Origin of the sequence: Bradyrhizobium sp. HKCCYLRH1034 (assembly GCF_051168375.1) — a bacterium.
Taxonomy (GTDB): domain Bacteria; phylum Pseudomonadota; class Alphaproteobacteria; order Rhizobiales; family Xanthobacteraceae; genus Bradyrhizobium.
In genome coordinates this window covers 1-25,436 of record NZ_JBNPUW010000001.1, presented here as the reverse complement: position 1 = coordinate 25,436, position 25,436 = coordinate 1, and the positions used below count along the sequence as shown (strand labels likewise).

The following is a 25,436-nucleotide window of genomic DNA, read 5'->3' as shown; positions in this document are numbered from 1 at the left end:
AGTCGCGTGGCGCCGGTCACTCGGGTCGGCGCCGCGATGACCATGATCTGATCAGGCTCGCGGACCCAAAGTTTGAAACATCGGATCGCATCCCTCATCCTGGCCCGGCTGGCGATCGCGCTGGTCACCGCGATCATTGTCTCATTCGCCGTCTTCTTCGCCACCGCGATGCTGCCGGGCGACACCGCGACCATCTTGCTCGGCCAGGCCGCGACCCCCGAGGCGGTCGAGGGGCTGCGCAAGGCGATGCATCTCGATGATCCCGCCATTTTCCGTTTCCTGCGCTGGCTGGCCGGCGTCGTGCAGGGCGATCTCGGCGTGTCATATGCCAACAACATGCCAGTCGCGAAGCTGATCGGCGGGCGCCTCGTCAACACCCTCAAGCTCGCCGGCCTCACCGCGACCGTCGCGGTGCCGCTGGCGCTGACGCTCGGCATCACCGCGGCGATGCTGCGCAACACGCTGTATGATCGCTGTCTGACCATCGCCGTCATCGGCATCGTGTCGGTGCCGGAGTTCATGATCGCGACCCTCGCTGTGCTTCTGTTCGCTGTCTATCTCAACTGGCTGCCGGCGGTGTCCTTCATCAGCGAGATCCGCACCGCCTCTGATTTCGCCCGCGCCTATGCGATGCCGGTCGTGACGTTAACCATCGTGATCTCGGCGCAGATGATCCGGATGAGCCGGGCGGCCGTGATCGAGACCTTGAACACGCCCTATGTCGAGATGGCGCTCTTGAAGGGCGCCTCGCGCGGCCGTCTGGTGCTCCGCCATGCGCTGCCCAATGCGCTCGGCCCGATCGTGAATGCGGTGGCCTTGTCATTGTCCTATCTCCTGGGTGGCGTCATCATCATCGAGACCGTCTTCAACTATCCCGGCATCGCCAAGCTGATGGTCGACGCGGTGTCGACCCGCGACCTGCCGCTGATCCAGAGCTGCGCCATCATCTTCTGCTTCGGCTTCCTGCTGCTGACTACCACGGCCGACATCATCGCCATCCTGTCCAATCCGAGGCTGCGATGACGAGCGCCGCGAAATCCGCCTCGCGAACCCGGCGCTTCGGTTACCGCATCAACGCTGTCGGGGTTGCCGGGGCGCTGATCGTGACGTTCTGGATCGTGGTGGCGTTCGCCGCGCCCTCCATCATCCCGCATCCGATCGGCGACATCGTCGACGCCGATTATTTCGGCCCGATGAGCCGGGAGCTGTGGCTCGGCTCCGACTATCTCGGACGCGACATGACCTCGCGCATCCTGATGGGCGCGCGCTATACGCTCGGCATTTCGGTGGCCTCCGTGATCATCGCCGGCGTGTCGGGCGTCACGCTCGGCATGATTGCGGCGATCACCGGCGGGGTCGTCGACATGGTGCTGAGCCGGCTGCTCGACGCGTTGAGCTCGATTCCGAGCAAGCTGTTCAGCCTCGTCGTCGTCGCCGCGGTGGGCTCGTCGATCCCGGTGCTGATCCTGACCATGGCAGTGATCTACATTCCCGGCGCCTACCGCTTCGCCCGCGCGCTCGCGGTCAACATCAACACCATGGATTTCGTCACGGTGGCCCGGATCCGCGGCGAGAGCCTGTTCTATTTGATCCGCGCCGAGATCCTGCCCAATATCATCGGCCCGGTGCTGGTCGATCTTGGCTTGCGCTTCGTGTTCATCGTGCTGCTGCTGTCCGGAATGTCCTTTCTCGGCCTGGGTGTGCGGCCGCCTTATGCCGATTGGGGCGCGCTGGTGCGCGAGAACATCGGCGGGCTGCCCTATGCCGCGCCGGCCGTGATCTTCCCGTCGCTGGCGATCGCAAGCCTCACCATCGCCGTCAATCTCCTGATCGACAATCTGCCGACCAAGATCCGCGACCGGGGGGCGTCGTAGATGACGAGCCTGGTGCAGATCCGCGATCTTCGCGTCGAGGCGACCACCGATTCCGGCCGCACCATCGAGATCATCAGGGGCGTCGATCTCGACATCGCCGAAGGCGAGATCGTCGCGCTGATCGGCGAGAGCGGCTCCGGCAAGACCACCATCGCGATGAGCCTGATGGGCTATGCGCGGGCCGGCTGCCAGATCGTCGGCGGCTCGGTCACGCTCGATGGCGTCGACATGGTGACACTCTCGGAGAAGGACAAGGCGGCCGTGCGCGGCGCCAAGATCGCCTATGTGCCGCAGAGCGCCGCCGCGGCGTTCAATCCGGCAATCCGCATCATGGATCAGGTGATCGAGGTCGTGCGCATCCACGGCGTGATGCCGGTGGAGGAGGCGCGCAGCAAGGCCGCGACGCTGTTCCGTGCGCTGTCGCTGCCCAACCCCGACACGATCGGCGAGCGCTATCCGCACCAGGTGTCCGGCGGCCAGCTGCAGCGGCTCGCCGCGGCGATGGCGCTGATCGCGAGCCCGAAGGTGCTGATCTTCGACGAGCCGACCACGGCGCTCGACGTCACCACCCAGGTCGAGGTGCTGCGCGCGTTCAAGTCGGTGATCTCCGCGCATCGCATCGCCGGCATCTACGTGTCGCATGATCTCGCCGTCGTCGCCCAGATCGCCGACCGCATCGTCGTGCTGCGCAATGGCGAGGTGCAGGAGAGCGGGACGACCGCCGACATTCTCGAGCGCGCGCAGCACCCCTATACGCGCCAGCTGCTCGCCGCCATCGCGCCGCATCATGAACCGCGAGCGGAGGCGTCCGCGGCGGCCGAGGCATTGCTCGAAGTGCACGAGGTGTCGGTCGGCTACGGTCCGCTGCGCTCGGACGGCCTGCCCGCGATCGTGGCCGTCGAGAACGTCAGCCTGCGCGTCGCGCGCGGACGCAATCTCGGCATCATCGGCGAATCCGGCTGCGGCAAGTCGACGCTCGCCCGCGCCATCGCCGGCATCCTTCCGCCGTTTGCGGGCGGCGTCGTGTTCGACGGCCGCGAGCTCGGGCGCAGCGCGCGCAGCCGCGATGCGGACCAGCTCCGCCAGGTGCAGATCGTGTTCCAGCATGCCGACACGGCGCTGAACCCGGCGCATACGGTCGAGGACATTCTGGGGCGGCCGCTGACATTCTATCACGGCATGCCGCGCCAGCACCGCAGCGCCCGCATCGATCAGCTGCTCGACATGGTGAAGCTGCCCCAGAGCTTGCGGCTGCGCCGTCCGGGCGAGCTCTCGGGTGGACAGAAGCAGCGCGTCAACTTCGCTCGCGCGCTGGCCGCCGATCCCAAGCTTATCATCTGCGACGAGATCACCTCCGCGCTCGACACCGTCGTCGCCGCGGCGGTCATCGATCTGCTCAAGGAGCTGCAGCGCGAGCTCGATCTCGCTTATGTCTTCATCAGCCACGATCTGTCGGTGGTGGAGGCCATCTGCGACGACATCGTCGTGATGTATCGGGGACGCAAGATCGAGCAGATTACGCCCGAGGCCATGGCGCGGCCCGAGCATCCCTATACGCAGCTGCTGCTGTCGTCGGTGCCAAAGCTCGATCCCGCCTGGCTCGACAATCTCCGCCAGGATCCCGAGCAGGTCCGAGAATATTGCCAGCGCTGACCGCGCGGCTACATCTGGAACAGGCTGGTCAGCGGCAGATAGGGTTTGACGATCGGCGACTTCAGCACCACGAAGCTGAAGTACTTCTCGATGCCGATGTCCATGTCGGTCAGCCGCTCCATGATGGTCTGGTACTCGCCGATCCCCGCGGTGACGAACTTCATCATGTAGTCGTAGCCGCCGGAGACGAGATGGCACTCGATCAACTGGTCGATCTTCTCCACCGCGGCAAGAAAGCGGGCGAAGTCGATCTGCCGGTGGTTCTTCAGGGTGACCTCGGTGAACACGGTCAATGTCTGGCCGAGCTTGGAGACGCAGATCTGCGCCGAGTAGCCCTCGATATAGCCTTCCGCCTGCAGCTTCTTCACCCGCATCAGGCAGGGGCTCGGTGACAGATTGACCAGCTCGGCCAGCTCCACATTGGTGACGCGGCCGTTCTTCTGCAGTTCATGCAGGATCTTGATGTCGATGCGATCGAGCTTCATGAAGCCGTGGTCCCGTGTGGCGCGAGGTCGGGTCCCCATTACAGCAGAAAATTCTGCGCTTGGCCCAACGAAATGTCCGTAAAGCAAGAATGGGGCCGTATCCGCCGGGATTATGCGATGCAAAACAATACGCCGGCGCTGCGCCGGCCGGCAGAATGATATGCCGTTCGGGCCACGAATCCGGCGCCCGAACGGCCGGCTGCCACTCTAGCCTGAGCCAGCCTACAGCCGGAGAGACCGCATGCCCGCACCGCTGGTGCACGTCGAGACATCGCCAACGCTGCCCGCGCGTGCAGATGCCGTGGTCATCGGCGGCGGCATCGTCGGCGTGTTCACGGCCTATTACCTCGCGCGGCGCGGGCTCGCGGTGGCGCTGATCGAGAAGGGCCGCATCGGCGCCGAGCAGTCCAGCCGCAATTGGGGCTGGTGCCGGCAGCAGAACCGTGATGCGCGCGAGCTGCCGATGGCGACGCTGAGCCTCGATCTGTGGGAGCGCTTTGCGGCCGAGAGCGGCGAGGCGACCGGCTTCTCGCGCTGCGGGCTGTTCTATCTCAGCAATGACGAGGCGGAGCTCGCCGGCTGGGCGCGCTGGGGCGAGTTCGCCAGGATCGCCGGCGTCACCACGCATATGCTCGACAGCCGCCAGGCCACCGCGCGCGGCGCGGCCACCGGGCGCAGCTGGAAGGGCGGCGTGTTCTCGCCGACCGACGGCACCGCCAGCCCCGCCGATGCCGCGCCCGCGGTGGCGCGCGCGATCCTCAAGCAGGGCGGCTCGGTGCACCAGATGTGCGCCGTGCGCGGCGTCGAGACCAGCGGCGGCCGGCTGTCGGCCGTGATCACCGAGCGCGGCACGATCCGCACGCCGGTCGCGGTGCTCGCCGCCGGCGCCTGGGCTTCGTCGTTCTGCCATCAGCTCGGTGTCGCACTGCCGATGGCCTCGATCCGCGCCTCGGCGCTCGCTCTGTCGCCGTCGGCGGAGCCGCTGCCCCCGGCGCTGCACACCGCCGCCGTCTCGATCACCCGGCGCGGCGACGGCGGCCATACGCTCGCGATCAGCGGCCGCGGCCGCGTCGATCCTACACTTCAGCAGCTGCGCTTCGCGCCGCACTTCCTGCCGATGTTCGCCAGGCGCTGGCGCAGCCTGCTGCCCGGCGGGCTCGAAGGCCTGCGCGCCGGCCACGAGACGGTCGGCCGCTGGCGGCTCGACGCGCCGACGCCGATGGAGCTGACCCGCATCCTCGATCCCCGGCCGGACCAGGCCACCATCCGCCTGACCCGGGCGCGCGCGGTCGAGCTGCTGCCGGCCTTGAAGCAGAGCCGCGTCACGGCGGCGTGGGCGAGCTACATCGATTCCACGCCCGACGGCGTGCCTGCGATCGGCGAGCTCGCCGCGCTGCCCGGCCTGATCGTCGCCGCCGGCTTCAGTGGCCACGGCTTCGGCATCGGGCCAGGTGCGGGCCATCTCATCGCCGATCTCGTGACCTCCGCCAAACCGATCGTCGATCCCAGGCCCTACGCTCCCGTGCGTTTCGCCCGGCATGAGTCCAAGGCGGTCGCAGACTTCTGAAGGTTACGTCTCCGGGACGTCAAGCCCCCGACTGCGCCAGACCGTTCGGTTCGCCGAATTCACCGGTTCGCCGCTCGGCGGCCCTTCGGTCTGCGGCTGACTTCGTCCAGTCCGTTTGGGGCCTGCTCTTGGAAGGCGTTGCAGAACAATGATGCCTTTTCCCCCAAACGAGTTCTCAACTCTCTGATTTTGTTGGTATTCGCTGACCATGCCCCTGGGGCTTAATCCAGTTTGAAGTTCGTTCTGGCCCAACGAGGACCAGAGCATGAAGCGCGGCCGCTTTACGGAAGAACAGATCATTGGGATTTTGAAGGAGCACGAGGCTGGCGTTCCGGTCGCCGATCTCTGCCGCAAGCATGGCGTGAGCGGCGCGAGCATCTACAAGTGGAAGGCCAAGTTCGGCGGAATGGACGTCTCGGAGGCCAAGCGGCTGAAGACGCTGGAGGACGAGAATGGCGCTGGTGGCCGACACTTCACTCTCGGGCGCCCCGGTCGCCCGGGAGCTGGACCGGCTGGTCGCCGAGCGCGGCAAGCCCAAGATGGTGGTGAGCGACAACGGCAGCGAGCTCACGAGCAATGCCATCCTGACATGGACCGATCAGAGCCGTGTCGCCTGGCACTACATCGCGCCGGGCAAACCCATGCAGAACGCCTTCATCGAGAGCTTCAACGGTCGCCTGCGGGATGAACTGCTGAACGAGACGCTGTTCACCTCGCTTGCTCAGGCCCGCGTCGCGCTCCGATGCTGGCGGACCGACTATAACGACGCTCGGCCGCACTCCCAGCTCGGATGGAAGACGCCATCCGAGTTCGCCGCCACCTGCAATCCGCGTCGGGATCTGGCGCTGCGCTATGCCGAGAGCTCCGCGCCAGCTCCCGCCGCTACGACCGCCCAGATGGGCACATCAAACCGCCCGAACGAACTCAGATCTGGATAAAACTTGGGGGCAAGGTCACTGCGGACGAGTCTGATGTTTTGGTAGCAAACGAAACCCGGCTCGCCTCAAAAATTCATCGCGCCGGATTTTCGGTCAAGGTTTGGTCGTAAAGTGAATTCGTCGGGTGGTTGACTGTTTGGCGGCCCGAACTGTGACCTCCTGCTTGCCAGCCGTCATCACCGCAGCATCAACGCCAGCCAGCATGACGCCGCATTCGATTTGGCCTGGTCGCTACTGACTCCACGTCAGCCCTTTAGCTGGTAGCCACTCTTCCCAATCCGGAGGCAGCTGGGAATAGCTCGCTTGTTTTCTGTAGCTCCCAACGACGGGTTTCAGGTTGTCGCAGGAGCAGAACCTGTCGACGACAGCCTCCTTGATGGCATGAGCGGCTCTATTTCCCAGTCTGGCTTCTTCGCTGCGGAACTTTCTCCAAAGCAAGACTTCGATGAACTCATGGACGAGAACGCTGTTGAAATCCAATCCCTTCATTTCCGGATAGCTTACGACTAATCGCGGCGCCATCGATGCGCCATTGTGCGACCCGCCCGGACCAAACTTGGTGACATGGACGCGCACGACCTTTGGCAACTGACGCGTAAGCTGCGCAACGAAATCGGAAGCAAATCGATCCTCCACCCGCCGCCATGACTGCACGACGCGCTCCAGACTGGCGCCCGGCAAGTCGTGACGCACGATCGCGTCGCGCAGTCTCTCATCTGAAAACTGAGCTATACCTTGCGCGATCTCCGCTTTGAGCGCATCTGGCCAGGTCACATCATATTTTTCGGCGCGAAAGAATTCGAGATTTCCAAGTTGGAAGCGGACGTGGGAGACCTCGTCTTCGATCGTTGAAGAAAAGCGAAACTCCATGATGGCTACCTTCATGAAACGCCAGTTGAACGACCGTCGACCGGAGCCGCCATGCCCCGATGCAAGGGTTCAATTCCCTTTATTTCGAAGATTTCCAGCTCCGAGAAGCCGTTGCAGCGGCGGTCACATTGGCCGAATCGCCTAGTCGCACGAGACGCGATTACCCATCCGCCGGCACGTCCTGCCATCACTGAAATAGGTCGTGCTTCCGACCGTGTGCGACGACGTGCCATCGCTGTAGTAGGTGTGGTTGCCGATCTGCTGCGAGCTGCTGCCGTCGTTGTTGTAGGTGAAGCGCCCGATCTGCTGGGACGAGGAGCCGTCGCTCCAATAGGTGTTTTTGCCGATCCGCTGTCCCGACGTCCCGTCGTCGCACAGGATCTGGTTGCCGATGAGCTGGCAGGTCTCGGCCTGAGCTGCTGTCGCCGCCCACAGGCCGAACGCGATCGCGAGAGCGTGGCGCATGAAGTCGATTCCCTAAATTACAATATCCAATCGCAACCCACGCGCGAGCGCAACGGAAAACGATCCGTGATGATCTGTGCGGATCAACGTCCGGCGCCGCGCGTCCTGGTCTTGCCGGCGGCTCCGCCGACCCGGAACGCCCGCATCTGGCCGCTGAGAAAGCGCAGCAGATGGCTGGCGGCATGCGGCAGCTCGCGGCCGCGCCGGGTGATGACGCAGGCTTCGCTCGAGGCCAGCAGGCGGTTGTCCACCGGCACGGCGGCGAGGGAGCCGTCGGCAAGATCGGCGGCGATCGCGAAGGCCGGCAGGAGCGTCAGGCCGAGGCCGCTCCTGACGAAGTGGCGGAGCACGTTGATGGAGCTGGTGGTGAGCTTCGGCGACAGGGCGATGCGCTCGGCGGCCTCCGCCATTGCCACGACCTGACGCGTGCCGTAGCTCGGATGCATCAGTCCGAGGGGGTGATCGGCGAGCTCGCGCAAGCGCAAGGGACGGCCGAGCCGCGCGAGCGCATGATCCGGCGGCATGATCGCGCAGAGCGGCTGCCGGCTCGCGGTCGCGATCCGGATGCGCGGATCGGCTGATGGGTTGAACACCAGGCCGATGTGATGGCGATCCTCGGCGACGGCATTGACGACCTCGTTGGTGCCGGCCAGATCGAACGCCATGGTGAGGTTGGGATGGCGTTGCCAGAACTGGCCGAGCGGGCCGGACATCAGGTCGCTGACGAAACCCTCGCCGAGCACGATGTCGACATGGCCGCGTTTGAGCCCCTGCAATTCGCGCAGCTTGGCGACGGTGTCGGCCTGATCGGCCTGCCATTGCCGGAAGCGCTCGACCAGCAGCGCGCCGGCCTCGGTGGCGCGGATGCCGCGGCTGAGGCGCTCGAGCAAAGTGAGGCCGAGCTCCTTTTCCAGCAGCGCGATCTGCCGGCTGATCACCGACGCGTTGACGTCGAGCGCTTCGGCGGCGGCGCGCACCGAGCCGAGGCGGATCGCCTCGTGCAGATAGTGCAGGCGGTGGTGATCGAGCAGGGCGGACATGGCTTCGGAACGTGTTGACCTGAGGTCAACACTAGCGGCGGACGGCGCTGATGTCTGCTCCGGAATTGCGCGGCTAAGCTGGCGAGGCAAATCTGGCAGGAGGCCTCGTGACCGCGGTCGGCATCATCGGACTTGGCAACATGGGGCGCGGTATGGCGCTGACGCTGAAGGGCGCGGGCTTCGCCGTCACCGGCTACGACACGCTAGCCGCGACGCGCGCGGCGCTCGCGGCCGAGGGCATCGCGATTGCCGACGGCATCGGCGGCGTGATCGCCGCCGCCGACATCGTGATCCTGTCGCTGCCGACCGCCGGCATCGTCGCCGATGTCGTGGAAGGCGCCGGCGGTATCCTCGCGCAGGCCAGGGCCGGCGTCGTCATCGTCGACACCTCGACCTCGCATCCCGAGACCTCGCGCCGGCTCGCAGCCCTTCTCAAGGCGCGCGGCATGGGCTTCGTCGATGCGCCGGTCAGCGGCGGGCCGAAGGGCGCGGCGACCGGCACCATGACGATGGTGATCGGCGCCGACGGCGATGATCTCGCGCGCGTGCTGCCGGTGCTGGAGCGCATGAGCGCCAAGCGCGTCCATGTCGGCGGCGTCGGCGCCGGCAACGTCGCCAAGATCGTCAACAATCTGCTCTGCGCCGCGCATCTGCTGACCGCCGCGGAGGCGCTGCGCATCGCCGATGCGGCGGGCGTCGACGCAGTGCGGCTGCTCGAAGGGCTCAATGCCGGCTCCGGCCGCTCCGGCGTCACGCTCGTCAACGTGCCCAACTGGATTCTCAACGGCGCCTTCGACTCCGGCTTCACCATGCAGCTGATGCGCAAGGACGTCAGGCTCGCGGCGCAGTTCATCGGCGAGCTCGGACTGTCGCTGCCGATGGCCGCCGACACCGCGCGCATCTGGGCCGACAGCGCCGCCAGCATCGCCGACACCGATGATTTCAACCGCATCGTCGAGCTGCAGCTCGGTCCGATGCCGAAGCCGTGAGCGCGCCGCCATGACCCATTTCATCGACTCCCGCCTGCGCGCCGCCACGTTGCCGTTCTGGCCTGACTTGGAGGCCGTTGGCTCCCATGTCGGCGGTGACCCGATCGTCGGCGATGGCGCGACGGTCTCGGTGAATGATCCCGCCACCGGCAGATTGCTGTTCACCTATGCCGATGCCGGCGCCGACGTCGCGGCCAGGGCGGCTGCTGCTGCTGTGGCGGGGCAGGCGGAATGGGCGAAGCTGACCGCCGCGGGCCGCGGCCGCGTGATGCAGGCGGTGGCGCGGGCGATCCTCGCCGCGGCCGAGCCGCTGGCGCATCTGGAAGCGCTGTCCGCCGGCAAGCCGATCCGCGACACCAGGGGCGAGGTCGCCAAGGTCGCGGAGATGTTCGAGTACTATGCCGGCTGGGCCGACAAATTCCACGGCGACGTCATCCCGGTGCCGTCGAGCCATCTCAACTACACGCGTCGCGAGCCGATGGGCGTGGTGCTGCAGATCACGCCGTGGAATGCGCCGATCTTCACCGCGGGCTGGCAGATCGCGCCGGCCATCAGCATGGGCAACGCCGTCCTGCTCAAGCCCTCGGAGCTGACGCCGCTGACCTCGCTGGCGCTGGCAGGCATCGCCGAACGCGCGGGCCTGCCGAAGGGCGTCGTCAACGTGCTCGCCGGTTTCGGCCACACCACGGGGCAGGCGGCGCTGGCGCAGCCCGCGGTCAGGAAGGTGGTGTTCGTCGGCTCGGTACCGACCGGGCGGCTGATCGGCGAGGCTGCGGCGCGCAGGCTGTTGCCGTCGGTGCTCGAGCTCGGCGGCAAGTCCGCCAACATCGTGTTCGCCGATGCCGATCTCGAACGCGCCGCCGTCGGCGCGCAGGCCGCGATCTTCGGCGGCGCCGGACAGAGCTGCGTCGCCGGCTCCAGGCTGCTGGTGCAGAGCGCGGTCTATGACTGCTTCGTCGATCTGGTTGCAAAAGGTGCAGTGAAGATCAAATGCGGCGATCCGCTGTCGGCGGACACCGAGATCGGTCCGATCAACAACGCCAGGCAATATGATCACGTGCTGTCGTTGATCCGGGAAGGCGCGGCGGAGGGGGCGGAGATCGCCGCTGGCGCAAATGGCGTGGCGCAGGACGGCGGATATTTCGTCAAGCCGACCGTGCTCAAGAACGTCACCAACGCCATGGGTATCGCGCGCAAGGAGGTGTTTGGTCCGGTCGTCGCCGCGATCCGCTTCGACACCGAGGCGGAGGCGATCGCGATCGCCAATGACAGCGAGTTCGGCCTCGCGGGCGCGGTGTGGACCAGGGATGTCGCGCGCGCGCATCGCGTCGCAGCACAGGTCAAGGCCGGGACGTTCTGGATCAACGCCTACAAGACCATCAACGTCGCCTCGCCGTTCGGCGGCTACAACAACAGCGGCCATGGCCGCTCCTCCGGCATCGAGGCGCTGTACGAATACACGCAGGTGAAGAGCGTGTGGGTCGAGACCGCGGCCGAGCCGGCCGTGGCGTTCGGCTACGCGCCGGGCTTGCGCGACTGAGCGGGCATGGCATGATCGGTGCAAGAGCTGCGCGCCACGGAACGACCACTTAGTTCCGAAATAAGGAACGGAAACATGCCGCGCTTCGTCAACGTCGCCATTGGTCAGCTCGGCCCGATTGCCAAGAGCGAAACACGGACCGCGGTGGTTGCGCGACTGATGGCGTTGATGCGGCAGGCGCACGCCAATGGCTGCGACCTGATCGTTTATCCCGAGCTCGCGCTGACGACGTTCTTCCCGCGCTGGTACATGGCCGATCAGGCCGAGATCGACCTCTATTTCGAGCGCGAGATGCCGGGGCCGGAAACGCAGGCCCTGTTCGCGCTCGCGAAGGAGCTGCGCATCGGCTTCTGCCTGGGCTATGCCGAGCTGGCGCTCGAGGGCGGCATCGTGCACCGCTACAATACCGCCATTCTCGTCGACAAGACCGGCGCGATCGTCTCGAAATACCGCAAGGTGCATCTGCCGGGACATGCCGAGCACGAGCCGTGGCGCAAGTTCCAGCACCTGGAAAAGCGCTATTTCGAGCCCGGCAAGCGCTTCGGCGTCGCGAGCGCCTTCGGTGGCGTCATCGGCATGGCGATCTGCAACGACCGCCGCTGGCCGGAGACCTATCGCGTGATGGGGCTGCAGGGCGTCGAGATGGTGCTGATCGGCTACAACACGCCGGTGCACAATCCGCCCGCGCCGGAGCATGACGATCTCTCGCTGTTCCACAACCGCCTCGTGATGCAGTCCGGTGCCTATCAGAACGGCACCTGGGTCATCGGCGTCGCCAAGGGGGGTATCGAGGAGGGCATCGACCACATCGCCGGCAGCTGCATCATCGCACCCTCCGGCGAGATCGTCGCGGCCTGTGCCACCAAGGGCGATGAGATCGCGCTGGCGCGCTGTGACCTCGATTTGTGCAGATCCTACAAGCAGACGGTCTTCAACTTCGACGTCCATCGCCAGCCGCAGGCTTACGGCATGATCGTCGAGCGCAAGGGCGAGACGCTGATGGCCGACGGCTCGCCCGTCACAAAGCAGGCGTGACGCACGATGTTGCTGCACGGCACTTTCCGTAGCCCGCATGAGCGAAAGCGACATGCGGGTTCGCATGAACTGTGCCGGAGAACCCGGAGTCGCTGCGCGCGCCCGGGCTACGCAAATGCTTGCGCCCCGTGCCTCATTTGCGTTCAAATGAATGCACTCCACGTGCATGGCATGGGCCTTGCTTACAAATTCGGCAATTGAACTTGGCGTGTTGCATCAGGAGAGAACATGGATCGCAGGACGGTATTGAAGGGATTGGCGGGCGCGGGTGGTCTGGCGCTGACGGGGATTGCGGCGCCGGCGATCGCACAAGGCGCTGCCGCACGCACCTTGCGTTTTGTGCCACAGGCCAATCTCGCCAATTTCGATCCGATCTGGGGCACGCAATATGTCGTGCGCAACGCGGCCGCGATGGTGTGGGACACGCTGTACGGCATCGACGACCAGTTCGTGCCGCAGCGCCAGATGGTGGAATCCGAGCAGGTGTCCGACGACGGCCTGACCTGGACCTTCAAGCTGCGCCCGGGACTGAAATTCCATGACGGCGAGCCGGTGCTCGCCAAGGACGTCGTCGCCAGCCTCACGCGCTGGTCGGCGCGCGATCCGATGGGCCTGATGCTGAAGGCGCTGCAGAACGAACTGACGGCCGTCGACGACAAGACCTTCAAATGGGTGTTGAAGCAGCCCTATCCGAAGATGCTGTTCGCGCTCGGCAAGGGCAATGCGCCCTGCGCCTTCATCATGCCCGAGCGCATTGCGCAGACCGACCCGTTCAAGCAGATGTCGGAATATGTCGGCTCTGGCCCGTTCAAATTCGTCAAGGGCGAGTGGGTGCCGGGCGCCAAGGCCGTGTTCGAGAAGTTCACCGACTACGTGCCGCGCCAGGAGAAGCCGGTGTGGCTCGCCGGCGGCAAGCAGGTGCTGGTCGATCGCGTCGAATGGGTGATCATGCCGGATCCTGCGACCGCGGCTGCCGCGCTGCAGAACGGTGAGGTCGACTGGTGGGAGAACCCGATCACCGATCTCGTGCCGGTGCTGAAGGGCAACAAGAACATCGGCGTCGACATCGGCGATCCCCTCGGCAATGTCGGCTCGTTCCGGATGAACCACCTGCATGCGCCGTTCAACAACGTGAAGGCGCGCCAGGCGATCCTCATGGCGATGAGCCAGGAAGATTATATGCGCGCGCTGGTCGGCGACGACAACGCGCTGTGGAAGCCGCTGCCCGGCTTCTTCACGCCGGACACGCCGCTCTATACCGAGGCGGGCGGCGACATCCTCAAAGGCAAACGCGATTTCGCGGCGGCCAAGAAGCTGCTTGAGGAGGCCGGCTATAAGGGTGAGCCGATCACCTGCGTCGTCGCGCAGGACCAGCCGATCACCAAGGCATTCGGCGACGTTACCGCCGATCTCCTCAAGAAGCTCGGCATGACCGTCGACTTCGTCGCCACCGATTGGGGCACCGTCGGCGCCCGCCGCGCGCAGAAGACGCCGCCTTCGCAAGGCGGCTGGCACATGTTCCACACCTGGCACGCAGGTGCCGACTGCATCAACCCGGCCGCCTACACCGCGCTGCGGGCCAATGGTGACAAGGCTTGGTTCGGCTGGCCGACCAGCGAGCCGGTGGAGAAGGAGATCACCAACTGGTTCAACGCCAAGTCGCTCGACGAGGAGAAGGCGGTCGCCGGCCGCATCAACAAGGCGGCCATCGACGACGTGGTGTTCGCACCCACCGGGTTCTTCCTCGGCTATACCGCTTGGCGCAAGAACGTCTCGGGCGTGACCAAGGGGCCGATCCCCTTGTTCTGGGGCGTGTCGAAGACCGCATAGGGCGAAAGACCTCCCATGCTCACCTATGCGCTCCGCCGAGTCCTGTCGACGCTGCCGGTGATGGCGATCGTCGCGCTGTTCGTCTTCAGCCTGCTCTACATCGCGCCGGGTGATCCGGCCGTTGTGATCGCAGGCGACCAGGCGAGCCCGGCCGACGTCGAGCGTATCAGAGCCAATCTCGGACTGGACCAGCCATTCCTGGTCCAGTTCGGCAGCTGGGTTTGGCGCCTGCTGCACTTCGATCTGGGCACCTCGATCTTCACCAACCTGCCGGTGTCGGCATTGATTGCCCAGCGTATCGAGCCGACGCTGTCGCTGATGATGGTCACCCTGGTCCTCACGATCATCATCGCCGTGCCGCTCGGTGTCATCGCGGCCTGGAAGGCGGGCACCTGGATCGATCGGATCATCATGGCCTTCGCCGTGTTCGGTTTCTCGGTCCCGGTGTTCGTGGTCGGCTACATCCTGGCCTACGTCTTCGCGCTGAAGTTCGATTGGCTTCCGGTGCAGGGCTACACGCCGCTGGCCCAAGGGTTCTGGCCGTGGCTGCAGAACCTGATCCTGCCGGCGGTCGCGCTCGGCTGCGTCTACATCGCGCTGATCGCGCGCATCACCCGCGCCGCGATGCTCGAGGTGCTGCAGCAGGACTACATCCGCACCGCGCGCGCCAAGGGCCTGGGGCAGGGCGGCATCCTGTTCATTCATGCGCTGAAGAATGCCGCGGTGCCGATCGTCACCGTCGTCGGCATCGGCATCGCGCTCCTGATCGGCGGCGCCGTCGTCACCGAGAGCGTGTTCGCCATTCCGGGCCTTGGCCGGCTCACCATCGATGCCATCCTGCGCCGTGACTATCCGGTCATCCAGGGCATCGTGCTCTTGTTCAGCTTCGTCTACGTGCTCGTCAATCTCCTGATCGACGTCACCTACACCCTGGTCGACCCGAGGATCCGCTATTGACCGCCACCTCCATATCGCCGCCGCCAGGCCTCGTCCTCGCGCCTGTTCTGCCCGACCTGATGGTCGCGCCGAAGATCCGGCGCGGCGCCATCGGCTTCCTGCGCAACCATCCGACGGTTGCGATCGGCGGCGCGCTCCTGCTGCTGCTCGTCATCATCGGCGTGTTCGCGCCATTCCTCTTCACCGTCGATCCCACCGCGATCGCGCCGGCCAAGCGCACGCGGCTGCCGTCGGCGGATTTCTGGTTCGGCACCGATGCGCTCGGCCGCGACATCTATTCCCGCGTGCTCTATGGCACCCGCGTCTCGCTGACGGTCGGCCTCGCGGTGGCGCTCGGCGCCTCCCTGATCGGCCTTACCATTGGTCTCGTCGCCGGCTTCCTGCGCTGGGCCGATGGCGTCCTGATGCGCTGCATGGACGGGCTGATGTCGATACCGCCGATCCTGCTCGCGGTGGCGCTGATGGCGCTGACGCGCGGCAGCGTCGGCAACGTCATCCTCGCCATCACCATTGCCGAGATCCCGCGCGTCGCGCGGCTGGTGCGCGGTGTCGTCCTGAGCTTGCGAGAGCAGCCCTATGTCGATGGCGCGGTCGCCTCGGGCACGCGCACGCCGATGGTGATCCTGCGCCACATCCTGCCCAACACCATGGCGCCGATGCTGGTGCAGGCGACCTACATCTGCGCCAGCGCGATGATCACCGAGGCGATCCTGTCCTTCATCGGCGCCGGCACGCCGCCGACCATCCCGTCCTGGGGCAACATCATGGCCGAAGGCCGCGCGCTGTGGCAGGTCAAGCCCTTCATCGTGTTCTTCCCCGCCGCGTTCCTCTCGGTGACCGTGCTCGCCGTCAACCTTGTCGGCGACGGCCTCCGCGACGCGCTCGACCCGCGCATGGCGAAGAGCCCATGAGCAGCGCAGTCAGAGATCGCCGGGAGCTCAAATGATGCCGCTGCTCGAGGTCGAGAATCTCCAGGTCCATTTCCGCACACCGACCGGCATCAACCGTGCCGTCGATGGCGTCTCCTTCCACGTCAACCCCGGCGAGACGCTCGCCATCGTCGGCGAATCCGGCTGCGGCAAGTCGGTGACGTCAATGTCGATGATGCGGCTGATCCCGGAGCCGCCGGGCAAGATCGCGGGCTCGATCAAGCTCGAGGGCAGGGACATTCTTAAGCTCTCCGACCGCGAGATGCGTCAGCTCCGCGGCAACGACATCTCGATGATCTTCCAGGAGCCGATGACGAGCCTCAACCCGGTGCTGACGGTCGGCCGCCAGATCGGCGAGACCCTGCGGTTGCATCAGGGGCTCGATCAGGCGCAGGCCGAGGCGCGCGCGGTGGAGATGTTGACGCTGGTCGGCATCCCCGAGCCGGCACGCCGCGTGCGCGAATATCCGCACCAGCTCTCCGGCGGTATGCGCCAGCGCGTGATGATCGCGATGGCGCTGGCCTGCAACCCGAAGCTCCTGATCGCGGACGAGCCGACCACCGCGCTCGACGTCACCATCCAGGCGCAGATCCTCAAGCTGATGCTGGAGCTGAAGCAGCGCGTCGGCGCCGCGATCATCCTGATTACCCACGATCTCGGCGTCGTGGCCGAGGTCGCCGAGCGCGTGATGGTGATGTATGCCGGCCGCAAGGTCGAGGAAGCGCCGGTCAGGGAGCTGTTCCGCTCGCCGCGCCATCCCTATACGCAGGGCCTGCTCGGCGCGCTGCCCAAGCTCGGCTCGTCGCTGTCGGGCGAGACCAGGCGTCTCGCGGAAATTCCTGGCCAGGTGCCGGACCTCAAGCAGCGCATCGAGGGCTGCGTGTTCGCCGGCCGCTGCGCGCTTGCCACCGACGTCTGCCGCCAATATGCGCCGGGGCTGGAGCAGAAGGCCAAGCATCACATCGCCGCCTGCCATTTCGCTGCCAAGGAGCAGGCCGCCGCATGACCATGCCGCTGCTCCAGGTCAACGACCTCAAGAAGCATTTCCCGATCCGCAGCGGCCTGTTTGGGCGAGCCAAGAGCCGGGTGCACGCCGTCGACGGCGTGTCGTTCGAGATCGCGCGCGGCGAGACGTTGTCGCTGGTCGGCGAATCCGGCTGCGGCAAGTCCACCGTCGGCCGCGCCATCCTGCGCCTGTTCGACATCACGGCCGGCCAGATCGTGCTCGACGGCACGCGGATCGACGATCTCGGCCCGGGCAGCCTGCGCGACATGCGCCGCCGCGTGCAGGTCGTGTTCCAGGACCCGTTCTCCAGCCTCAACCCGCGCATGCGGATCCGCGACATCCTGGCTGAGCCGATCAACAATTTCGGCCTCGCCAAGACTGCGGCCGAGCGCGATGCGCGCATTGCCGAGCTGATGGAGATCGTCCGGCTGCCGCGCGACGCCGTGAACCGCCGCCCGCACGAATTCTCCGGCGGCCAGCGCCAGCGCATCGGCATTGCGCGGGCGCTCGCCGCCAAGCCCGACCTGATCGTCTGCGACGAGGCGGTCTCCGCGCTCGACGTCTCCGTCAAGGCGCAGATCGTCAACCTCCTGCAGGACCTGCAGCGCGAATTCGGCCTCGCGCTGCTGTTCATCAGCCACGACCTCGCCATCGTCGAGCACATGACGCACCGCGTCGCCGTGATGTATCTCGGCCGCATCGTCGAGCTCGCCCCCAGACGGCAGATCTTTGCGTCTCCCGGCCATCCCTACACCAGGGCGCTTCTCTCAGCCGTCCCAATTCCCGAACCCGGCGCCGAGCGCACCCCGATCATTCTCAAGGGCGACGTTCCCAGCCCCGTCAACCCGCCCAAGGGCTGCCGCTTCAACACCCGCTGCCCTCTCGCATTCGACCGCTGCCGAATGGAGGCGCCCGAGCTGCGTCTGAAGGGCGAGGACCAGTGGGTGGCGTGCCATCTGGAGAATGCGTAGTTGTAGTAGCGTAGGGTGGGCAAAGGCGCTACGCGGCGAAAGCCGCGAAGCGACCTGCCCACTGCGCCCGGTGCGAATGACAGCTTGACGCACGAGACTGCCGCGCCAATCCTCATTGCGAGCGCAGCTCGCAATGAGGGAGGAGAGATGGTGCGTTTCTCGCGCGGATATGGGCGCAGCGCGTAGCCCGCATGAGCGACAGCCGGCGCGCGGGACGCGTGTCGGCGCCAGCGGTCTTGCGTGCCGTGTCGGCGAACCCGGATGTTGCTGCGCTCGTCCGGGCTAGGTGGCGACCGAACGAAACTTCGACGGCATACGGCATCGCTGCGCCGCGCGTCGTCGCTGCAGATCATGTCTTGAGGAATGGTACCGCAGCCGCGCCCGGTTGCGACCAGGCGTCGGCTCACCGGGGCACGGCCTCGCCCGCTTCAGGCTGCGGGCGACCGATTGAATTTCGTCCAATAGAACGTCGCAAAGCGCGATCTGCGACAGCAGGGCGGCCTCTGTCGATTGGTACGACGTCGGCCGATCGAGGTGTAGCTTTGCTGTGCGGATTCTGCTTAGCGATTTCAATACCGAATGATTGGACAGGTCGCCGCCTCGAATATCGGTCATTTTGCCTGCACCACCACTACACGAGATCTGTCGCATCAGGACCAATTTGGTTCAAAACAATCGGTATGCCGCGAAGGGGGCCGCGAGCGGACAGCGCGACCTTGCGGGTCCCTCCGGCGTCTGCAAAGCAGCGCCCACGGACATCAATCGGCGGTTTACAGTTGGTTCCGAAATTGAAACTTGGCACGTTGAGTTGACGCTTTGCCTGCCTGATTGGCAACTTATCGCTCTTGGTCGAGCGATTGGCGACCTGCTGATGACCTATTGCAGCCGTGCCAGACTGGAAGACGCTCGCTGTGCCCGGCGAGGGGATGACCTGGTGCACCGCCACTGAACTGGTAATGCCTACAAGATAACTAAGAGAATGCAACGTGACCGTCTTGATCAGCATGATTGGACTCACTTCATCTCGCCTCATATCGACAGGCGTGTGGACGTTGCCAGGTTCGCGTTGTGACAAGGGCATAAGTTCATCGCTTCGGTGACCTGCTTCGCAAGATCGAGAATCTCAAGCGCCGAGCGTCGCCGGTTAGGTGTGTTGGTGTTCCGAACATTATCGTCTCCCCAAAATGCCGCGGGTCTCGGCTCGCTCGGTCACGTTCAACCCTGTCTGTCGCTGCGAGGATGCGCTTAGCGAGTCTTGATTTCGTGGTGGAGTTTTGCCCGGCCTTGGGCAGGGGATCACCGCCTCGTCCAGCACGGAACTCATGAGTTCCACTTCGCCGGGATGCCGGTTCCCGTGCCGCCACGTTCATCTCCTCTCTTACGGTCGCACTCTACAGAACCTGCTGCCTGCTCATCTCAACGAGATTGAAGCGCGTCGCGCGGCGATTTTGAAGTTATTCTCAAGTCCAAACTCTGCAAACGTTGCTCAGAATTAGCCGCAACACTAGCCAGTTACCTGCTCAAGTTAACATGTGAGAAGTCGGGAACATGATCGAGCTGCGGCGCCTGGCCGCCTCCCGCGTGACGGGAGTTTCTCGGAGTTGACTTGGATCAGTCCGGAGGACGTACTCTTCAGTATTCAAGCGAGCCGTGAGCGAGGACAGACCGATGAACTTGGACCGATCCGTGAGCCTATTGAGCCGGGCTCCCGTCATTCGTACGGACGATCCGGAGGCGATGGAGCACGCGTTGCGTACGGTCTACGGGGCAACTGGCTTCGCAGTCACCAAGGCAGATGGCTTCCAGGGGGTGGGCAACTACCTTCAGCTTGCGAATATCGGCCTTGGCTTTTGTGCCTATGGCGGGGCGAGGGCGGTCGTCAAGTTCCCGGAAAGCGACTACGCGCGCCTGCAAATTGGCCTCAAAGGCAGCGCTTTGACCGTTCTGAATCGCACGGCGATCGCGATAACCGAGCGGCAGTCCTGCATAGTTGCGCCTGGCGAACCCAACAGGATTGTGTTCGAGCCAGGTTATGAGCAGCTCATTCTTCGAATAAGCGCGAGGGCGTTGGAGCAGACATTGACGACGCTGCTCGGTGCAAAGCCAGCCGGTGTCCTCAAGTTTGATCCCATAGCGGCTGCGGTGCAGCCGAACGCTCTGGTCTTGCGCGATCTGGCGATGTTCCTCGCTCATCAGCTGGATGCGACGGCGACAGAGCTGCCGCGCGCGGTGCTGGCCGAACTGGAGCAGGCTCTCATCGTTTCCTTCCTGTCGGCTCACCGCCACAATTTCAGCGAGCTGTTGGAGAGAGCCGAAAAGGATGTCGTGCCGCGGATCGTCCGGCTGGCCGAGGAGTATATCGAGGCCTCTTGGGACCGCGCCATCACGATCGAGGCGCTGGCTTCGCAGACAGGCGTCAGCATCCGCGCGCTCTATACTGCGTTCAAGAAGAGCCGCGGATACTCGCCGATGGCGTTTGCGAAAACGGTGCGATTGCGACGGGCAAAGCAGATGCTCTCGGGGGCAGATCAGCGCACCTCCGTCTCTGCAGTCGCCTACAATTGCGGCTTCGGAAATCTCGGACACTTCGCAAGAGACTATCGCGAGATGTTCGGTGAGCTTCCATCCGAAACTCTGTTGCGCTCGCGACGAGCCGCCTAGCTCGCCTTACAGAAGCGTCGGTCAGGCCAGTCCCAATAGCGCTGGGGCAGCGGCGAAGCAAAGCGCGGGTCGCCAACTCAAGCTGAGAGCCAATCATGATGACGCCGTCCGACTGCGGCGAGGCGCCAAGAAGCGGGTCAGGTCTTTCGAATATTCTCGTCTCGTAGAAAGCGCCGCGCTTTTCAACTTGTTCGGGTCACGTTCACCTGACGTCGCTGCTGGATATACGCGTAGCGAGCTTCAACTTCATGGCGGATATTCTCTCGGGGGTAGGCGGGAGGGTTGCCGCGTCGTCCAGCGCAGACCTCATGAGATGAGGCCAAGTAGTAATCTGGAAGGAAATTGAAGCGCATCGATGAAGAAGATGGAACTGCGACACCTCGCCGCTGACCGGTGTTTTCCCGGAGTATCAGTTCGGTCAAACCGAGGTACCATCTTCCGATGAACCTAGATCAATCCGTAAGCCTGCTGAGCCGGGCTCCCGTCATTCGTACAGACGATCCGGAGGCGATGGAGCACGCGTTGCGTACCGTCTACGGGGCAACTGGCTTCACAGTCACCAAGCCAGATGGCTTCCTGGGGGTGGGCAACTACCTTCGGCTTGCGAATATCGGCCTTGGCTTTTGTTCATATGACGGGGGAACGTCGGTCGTCAAGTTCCCGGAGGGCGACTTCGCGCGCCTGCAAATTGGCCTCAAAGGCAGAGCTTTGACCGTTCTAAATCGCACGGCGATCGCGATAACTGAGCGGCAGGCCTGTATAATTCCGCCGGGTGAACCGATCAGGATTGTGTTCGAGCCAGGTTATGCGCAGCTCATTCTTCGAATAAGTACGGGGGCGCTGGAAAGGTCGTTGACGACGCTCCTGGGCGCAAAGCCGGCTGGCGTCCTCAGGTTCGATCCCATGGCGGCTGCGGTGCAGCCGAACGCTCTGGTTTTGCGCGATCTGACGATGTTCCTCGCTCATCAGCTGGATGCGACGGCTACAGAGCTGCCACGCGCGGTGCTGGCCGAACTGGAGCAGGCTCTCATCGTTTCCTTCCTGTCGGCTCACCGCCACAATTTCAGCGAGCTGTTGGAGAGAGACGAAAAGGACGTCGCGCCGCGGATCGTTCGGCTGACCGAAGAGTATATCGAGGCCTCTTGTGGGCGCGCCATCACGATCGAGGAGCTGGCATCGCAGACAGGCGTCAGCATCCGCGCGCTGTATGCGGCGTTTAAAAAAAGCCGCGGATACTCTCCGACGACGTTTGCAAAAACGGTGCGATTGCGACAGGCAAAACAGATGCTCTCGGGGGCAGATCAGCGCACCTCCGTCTCTGCAGTCGCCTTCAATTGCGGCTTCGGAAATCTCGGACACTTCGCAAGAGACTATCGCGAGATGTTCGGTGAGCTTCCATCCGACACTCTGTCGCGCTCGCGGCGAGCCGCCTAGCTCGCCTGACAGAGGCGCCGGCCAGGACCATTCCAAAGAGCGCCGGGGCCAGCAACGCGCGGTGGGCAGGTTGTGCCCGGCGAAGCTTGCTGATGATGTCCAGTATTCGCAGCCAGGCTGGGCCACCGTGCTGCGTCTGGAGGCAAAGCGACCGAACTGCGACTTTACGGGCGACGTGTCATAGTCATGCGCTCGGCGGCGGACATGCTGCAGGGCGGGTCAAGGCGTGCACGCGACCATTCGCCGCTAGCGACATGCCATGGCGATTCACGCACCTCCCGCTCGGCGATGCGGGGCAGCGGCAACCCCCCGCTTGCCCAGCCTGCGATTGAAGGCTTCGCAGCCTGCGACCGGCCTGCCACACCAATACAGCCAATCGTCCATATGCCGTGCCGTCGCCGGGCGGGTGCATTGTCAGGAGACCTTATGGCGATTAAAGATTCCGGCCCAGACCGCGTCGGCGCCGCAAGCCCTCCCGCGCGGTCGCGCGTTCGATGAGGCCGCCATGCATCTTGCCCATGATCCCACAGCGCCGGCGGCAGCAGGGATCAGCTTCGACCAGTTCCTGGCCGTCGACATCCGCGTCGGCACCATCGTCGCGGCCGAGCCCTATCCGGAGGCGCGCAAACCGTCGCTGAAGCTGACCATCGATTTCGGGCCCGGCATCGGCACCAGGCGCTCCAGCGCCCAGATCGCCACGCTCTACGATCCGGCCACCCTGGTCGGCCGCCAGGTGGCCGGCGTCGTCAACTTCCCGCCGCGCCAGATCGGCAAGTTCATGTCCGAGGTGCTGACGCTCGGCTTTCCCGATGAACAGGGCAACGTCGTGCTGTTCCAGCCCGACAAGCGCGTGCCGAACGGCGCGCGGCTGTTCTGACGCGCGGAGAGCCGACCGCCATGGATATGCTGCTCGAACCTGTTACGCTGCCGCCGTTCCCCGAAGGCCTCAGGATTTCGCTCAGGCAGATGCATCTTCTCCAGGCTCCCATGGGCGGCACCCTGGTGACCGGCGGCGCCACCTTCCGCGTGTTCGCGCCGCATGCCAAGGCGGTCTACGTCTCCGGCCCGTTCAACGACTGGGCGCAGGACGCGAGCTGCCGGCTGGCGCCGATCGGCAACGGCCATTGGGCGATCTTCGTGCCGTCTCTGAAGGACGGCGACGCCTATATGTACTTCGTCGAGGGTGAAGGCAGCTCCGGCTACAAGCGCGATCCGCATGCACGGCTGCTTACGGTCGATCCGCCGTTTCCGCAGGCGCATTCGGTGCTGCGCAATCCGCACGCTTTTCCCTGGCACGACACCGACTACACGCCGCCGCCCAACAACGAGCTCGTGATCTATCAGCTCCATGTCGGCACCTTCGACATGAAGGCGGGCAATCCCGACGGCTGCTTCTTCGACGTGATCGAGCGAGTGCCGCATCTGGCGAAGCTCGGCGTCAACGCGATCGAGCTGCTGCCGGTGCAGGAATTCCCGACCATGTTCAGCATGGGTTACAACGGCACCGACCTGTTCAGCCCGGAGACCGAGTACGGGGAGGCAGAAGACGCGCATCTCGCGGCCTACTTCAAACGCACCAACGAGATCCTCGTCGCAGCCGGCGCGACACCTTACGCCGATATCGGCGTGGTGCGTCACTGCGACGACCAGCTCCGCGCGCTGATCGACGTCTGTCATGTCCATGGCATCGCCGTGCTGTTCGACGTCGTCTACAACCACGCCGGCGGCGGTTTTGACGAGAGCAGCATCTGGTTCTTCGACCGTCAGGCCTATGGCGATCCCAATCGCAGCCTGTATTTCACCGATCAGGGCTGGGCGGGCGGCCAGGTGTTCGCCTACTGGAACGCCGACGTGCGGCGGTATCTCGTCGACAACGCCGTGATGTTCTATCGCGAGTATCACGCCGACGGCCTGCGTTTCGACGAGGTCAGCGTGATGGACCGCTTCGGCGGCTGGGCGACCTGCCAGCAGCTCACCGAAGCGCTGCGCGCGGAGAAGCCGGATGCGATCCAGATCGCGGAATACTGGCCGGTGAACCCGTGGGTGGTGAGGGACATCGCGCATGGCGGCGCCGGCTTCGATGCGACCTGGAGCGACGGATTGCGGCTCGCGGTGCGCGGCGCCGTCGCGAGCGCGGCCGGCGGCGCGGGCGCCGTCGTCCCGATGCAGCCGATCGCCGCGGCGATCGCCGATCTCAGCCTCGACAAGCGCTGGCGCGCGGTCAACTCGATCGAGAACCACGACATCGTCTATGCCGGCCGCGAGCCGCGCATCCCGCGCCTCGCCGATCCCGTCGACAGCCGCTGCTGGTATGCGCGCAGCCGCAGCCGCGTCGCCACGGGCCTGTTGCTGACCGCGCCGGGCATCCCGATGCTGTTCATGGGCCAGGAACTGTTCGAGGACAAACCATGGAGCGACACGCCGAACCCCGACACGACGATCAGTTGGGGGCTGCTCGACGGCGAGGACAAGATCACCGCTGATGCGATGCGCTTCACGCGCGAGCTGATCGCGATCCGCCGCACCCATCCGGCGCTGACCGCGGAGGGATGCGCCATCGTCCACGTCCATGACGGCAACCGCGTGCTCGCCTTCCACCGCTGGGACGGCCAGGGCGACGACGTGATGGTGATCGTCAGCCTCAGCGAGACGCCATGGCGCGACTACGCGATCGGCTTTCCGGCAGCGGGGCAGTGGAAGGAGGTATTCAACAGCGACGTCTATGACAACTGGGTCAATCCGGGTGTTGTCGGCAACAATGGCGCGGTCAGCGCAGGCGGCCCGGCGCTGCACGGCCAGCCGTGCTCGGCGATGGTGACGATCCCCGCGAATGGCGTACTGGTGTTTGCGCGGGCGTGACGGCCGTAGGGTGGGCCAAGGCGCATCCGCACTCTGTCCACGATCGAGATCGTCATGGCGCCGTGCCCACCATCTTTGCTGATGCGTTCGCGGATGGAAGGTGGGCACGCCGCCGCCTTCGGCGGCCGCTTTGCCCACCCTACGGCAGCGCGCCCGCAGCGACGACCTGTGGAAGATGAACGCTTGGTCTTTCCTCCGTCATTGCGAGCGCGGCGAAGCAATCCAGACTTTCTCTGCGGAGGGACTCTGGATTGCATCGCTGCTGTTCAGCCCGGGGACATAGCTGACGGGTGTTCGGGGAGATGGTTGACACTTCAAAATCGGCTCGATTCG

Annotated in this window: 21 protein-coding genes and 1 pseudogene; 17 read left to right on the top strand and 5 right to left on the bottom strand. The window is 65.0% G+C overall.

All coding sequences use genetic code 11. The annotated features are described in order from the left end of the window. The first annotated feature begins 72 nt into the window (after window positions 1-72). Genes ACQR0W_RS00110 through ACQR0W_RS00100 form a run of 3 tightly spaced genes read left to right on the top strand, consistent with a single transcriptional unit; the run spans window position 73 to window position 3,527 of the window. Complete coding sequence (locus ACQR0W_RS00110; RefSeq protein WP_315714615.1) at window positions 73-1,023, top strand: ABC transporter permease; 951 nt, start codon at window positions 73-75, stop codon at window positions 1,021-1,023. Further along, entirely contained in the window at window positions 1,020-1,874 is an 855-nt protein-coding gene (locus ACQR0W_RS00105; RefSeq protein ID WP_316186816.1) for an ABC transporter permease, read from the top strand. Before ACQR0W_RS00110 ends, ACQR0W_RS00105 begins: the two co-directional genes overlap by 4 nt. Continuing rightward, entirely contained in the window at window positions 1,875-3,527 is a 1,653-nt protein-coding gene (locus ACQR0W_RS00100; protein ID WP_316186815.1) for an ABC transporter ATP-binding protein, read from the top strand. It begins immediately after the preceding gene. A gap of 8 nt (window positions 3,528-3,535) precedes the next feature. On the opposite strand, the gene ACQR0W_RS00095 is transcribed toward ACQR0W_RS00100, so the two are convergent. Beyond that, window positions 3,536-4,012 carry an Lrp/AsnC family transcriptional regulator gene (locus ACQR0W_RS00095; protein WP_008962239.1) on the bottom strand — a complete coding sequence of 159 codons (477 nt, stop codon included), beginning with the start codon at window positions 4,010-4,012 and terminating at the stop codon, window positions 3,536-3,538. Between the two features lie 241 nt (window positions 4,013-4,253). On the opposite strand from ACQR0W_RS00095, the gene ACQR0W_RS00090 reads away from it, so the two are divergent. Continuing rightward, a complete protein-coding gene (locus ACQR0W_RS00090) occupies window positions 4,254-5,579 on the top strand; it encodes an NAD(P)/FAD-dependent oxidoreductase (RefSeq protein ID WP_316186814.1) in 1,326 nt (441 codons plus the stop codon). 265 nt (window positions 5,580-5,844) lie between these two features. Then, a pseudogene (locus ACQR0W_RS00085) lies at window positions 5,845-6,517 on the top strand (integrase core domain-containing protein). 231 nt (window positions 6,518-6,748) lie between these two features. On the opposite strand, the gene ACQR0W_RS00080 reads toward ACQR0W_RS00085, so the two are convergent. The 3 genes from ACQR0W_RS00080 to ACQR0W_RS00070 form a co-directional block, all read right to left on the bottom strand. Next, window positions 6,749-7,402, bottom strand: coding sequence for a hypothetical protein (locus ACQR0W_RS00080; protein ID WP_316186813.1), 654 nt, complete (start codon window positions 7,400-7,402; stop codon window positions 6,749-6,751). A gap of 126 nt (window positions 7,403-7,528) precedes the next feature. Beyond that, window positions 7,529-7,852: a hypothetical protein gene (locus ACQR0W_RS00075; protein ID WP_316186812.1), complete on the bottom strand. Its 324-nt coding sequence runs from the start codon at window positions 7,850-7,852 to the stop codon at window positions 7,529-7,531. Window positions 7,853-7,935: 83 nt separating this feature from the next. After that, complete coding sequence (locus ACQR0W_RS00070) at window positions 7,936-8,892, bottom strand: LysR family transcriptional regulator (protein WP_316186811.1); 957 nt, start codon at window positions 8,890-8,892, stop codon at window positions 7,936-7,938. 107 nt (window positions 8,893-8,999) lie between these two features. Here ACQR0W_RS00070 and ACQR0W_RS00065 point away from each other — a divergent pair, with 107 nt between their 5' ends. From ACQR0W_RS00065 to ACQR0W_RS00030, 8 genes are all read left to right on the top strand, one after another. Beyond that, window positions 9,000-9,881: an NAD(P)-dependent oxidoreductase gene (locus tag ACQR0W_RS00065; protein WP_315827465.1), complete on the top strand. Its 882-nt coding sequence runs from the start codon at window positions 9,000-9,002 to the stop codon at window positions 9,879-9,881. 10 nt (window positions 9,882-9,891) lie between these two features. Further along, complete coding sequence (locus tag ACQR0W_RS00060) at window positions 9,892-11,421, top strand: aldehyde dehydrogenase family protein (RefSeq protein ID WP_316186810.1); 1,530 nt, start codon at window positions 9,892-9,894, stop codon at window positions 11,419-11,421. Window positions 11,422-11,496: 75 nt separating this feature from the next. Then, the gene (locus ACQR0W_RS00055; protein WP_316186809.1) at window positions 11,497-12,456 is read left to right on the top strand and encodes an N-carbamoyl-D-amino-acid hydrolase; all 960 of its coding nucleotides are present in this window, start codon (window positions 11,497-11,499) and stop codon (window positions 12,454-12,456) included. Window positions 12,457-12,684: 228 nt separating this feature from the next. Beyond that, complete coding sequence (locus ACQR0W_RS00050) at window positions 12,685-14,286, top strand: ABC transporter substrate-binding protein (protein ID WP_315827317.1); 1,602 nt, start codon at window positions 12,685-12,687, stop codon at window positions 14,284-14,286. A gap of 15 nt (window positions 14,287-14,301) precedes the next feature. After that, window positions 14,302-15,243 carry an ABC transporter permease gene (locus tag ACQR0W_RS00045; protein WP_315714604.1) on the top strand — a complete coding sequence of 314 codons (942 nt, stop codon included), beginning with the start codon at window positions 14,302-14,304 and terminating at the stop codon, window positions 15,241-15,243. A 59-nt stretch (window positions 15,244-15,302) separates the two neighbouring features. Next, window positions 15,303-16,154, top strand: a complete 852-nt coding sequence (locus tag ACQR0W_RS00040) for an ABC transporter permease (protein ID WP_410051823.1) — start codon at window positions 15,303-15,305, stop codon at window positions 16,152-16,154. Window positions 16,155-16,188: 34 nt separating this feature from the next. Further along, window positions 16,189-17,178: an ABC transporter ATP-binding protein gene (locus ACQR0W_RS00035; RefSeq protein WP_315714968.1), complete on the top strand. Its 990-nt coding sequence runs from the start codon at window positions 16,189-16,191 to the stop codon at window positions 17,176-17,178. Continuing rightward, window positions 17,175-18,149, top strand: coding sequence for an ABC transporter ATP-binding protein (locus tag ACQR0W_RS00030; RefSeq protein ID WP_316172066.1), 975 nt, complete (start codon window positions 17,175-17,177; stop codon window positions 18,147-18,149). Before ACQR0W_RS00035 ends, ACQR0W_RS00030 begins: the two co-directional genes overlap by 4 nt. Window positions 18,150-18,780: 631 nt before the next feature. Here the strand turns inward: ACQR0W_RS00030 and ACQR0W_RS00025 are convergent. Beyond that, the gene (locus tag ACQR0W_RS00025; RefSeq protein ID WP_316172064.1) at window positions 18,781-19,155 is read right to left on the bottom strand and encodes a hypothetical protein; all 375 of its coding nucleotides are present in this window, start codon (window positions 19,153-19,155) and stop codon (window positions 18,781-18,783) included. Between the two features lie 680 nt (window positions 19,156-19,835). Between ACQR0W_RS00025 and ACQR0W_RS00020 the strand changes: the two genes are divergently transcribed. The 4 genes from ACQR0W_RS00020 (at window position 19,836) to ACQR0W_RS00005 (ending at window position 25,103) form a co-directional block, all read left to right on the top strand. Then, window positions 19,836-20,810: an AraC family transcriptional regulator gene (locus ACQR0W_RS00020; protein WP_316164526.1), complete on the top strand. Its 975-nt coding sequence runs from the start codon at window positions 19,836-19,838 to the stop codon at window positions 20,808-20,810. A 522-nt stretch (window positions 20,811-21,332) separates the two neighbouring features. Continuing rightward, window positions 21,333-22,244: an AraC family transcriptional regulator gene (locus ACQR0W_RS00015; protein WP_316185877.1), complete on the top strand. Its 912-nt coding sequence runs from the start codon at window positions 21,333-21,335 to the stop codon at window positions 22,242-22,244. A gap of 505 nt (window positions 22,245-22,749) precedes the next feature. After that, window positions 22,750-23,121, top strand: a complete 372-nt coding sequence (locus ACQR0W_RS00010; RefSeq protein ID WP_316164528.1) for a tRNA-binding protein — start codon at window positions 22,750-22,752, stop codon at window positions 23,119-23,121. Between the two features lie 20 nt (window positions 23,122-23,141). Continuing rightward, window positions 23,142-25,103, top strand: a complete 1,962-nt coding sequence (locus ACQR0W_RS00005) for an alpha amylase C-terminal domain-containing protein (protein WP_316172061.1) — start codon at window positions 23,142-23,144, stop codon at window positions 25,101-25,103. Window positions 25,104-25,436 lie beyond the last annotated feature (333 nt).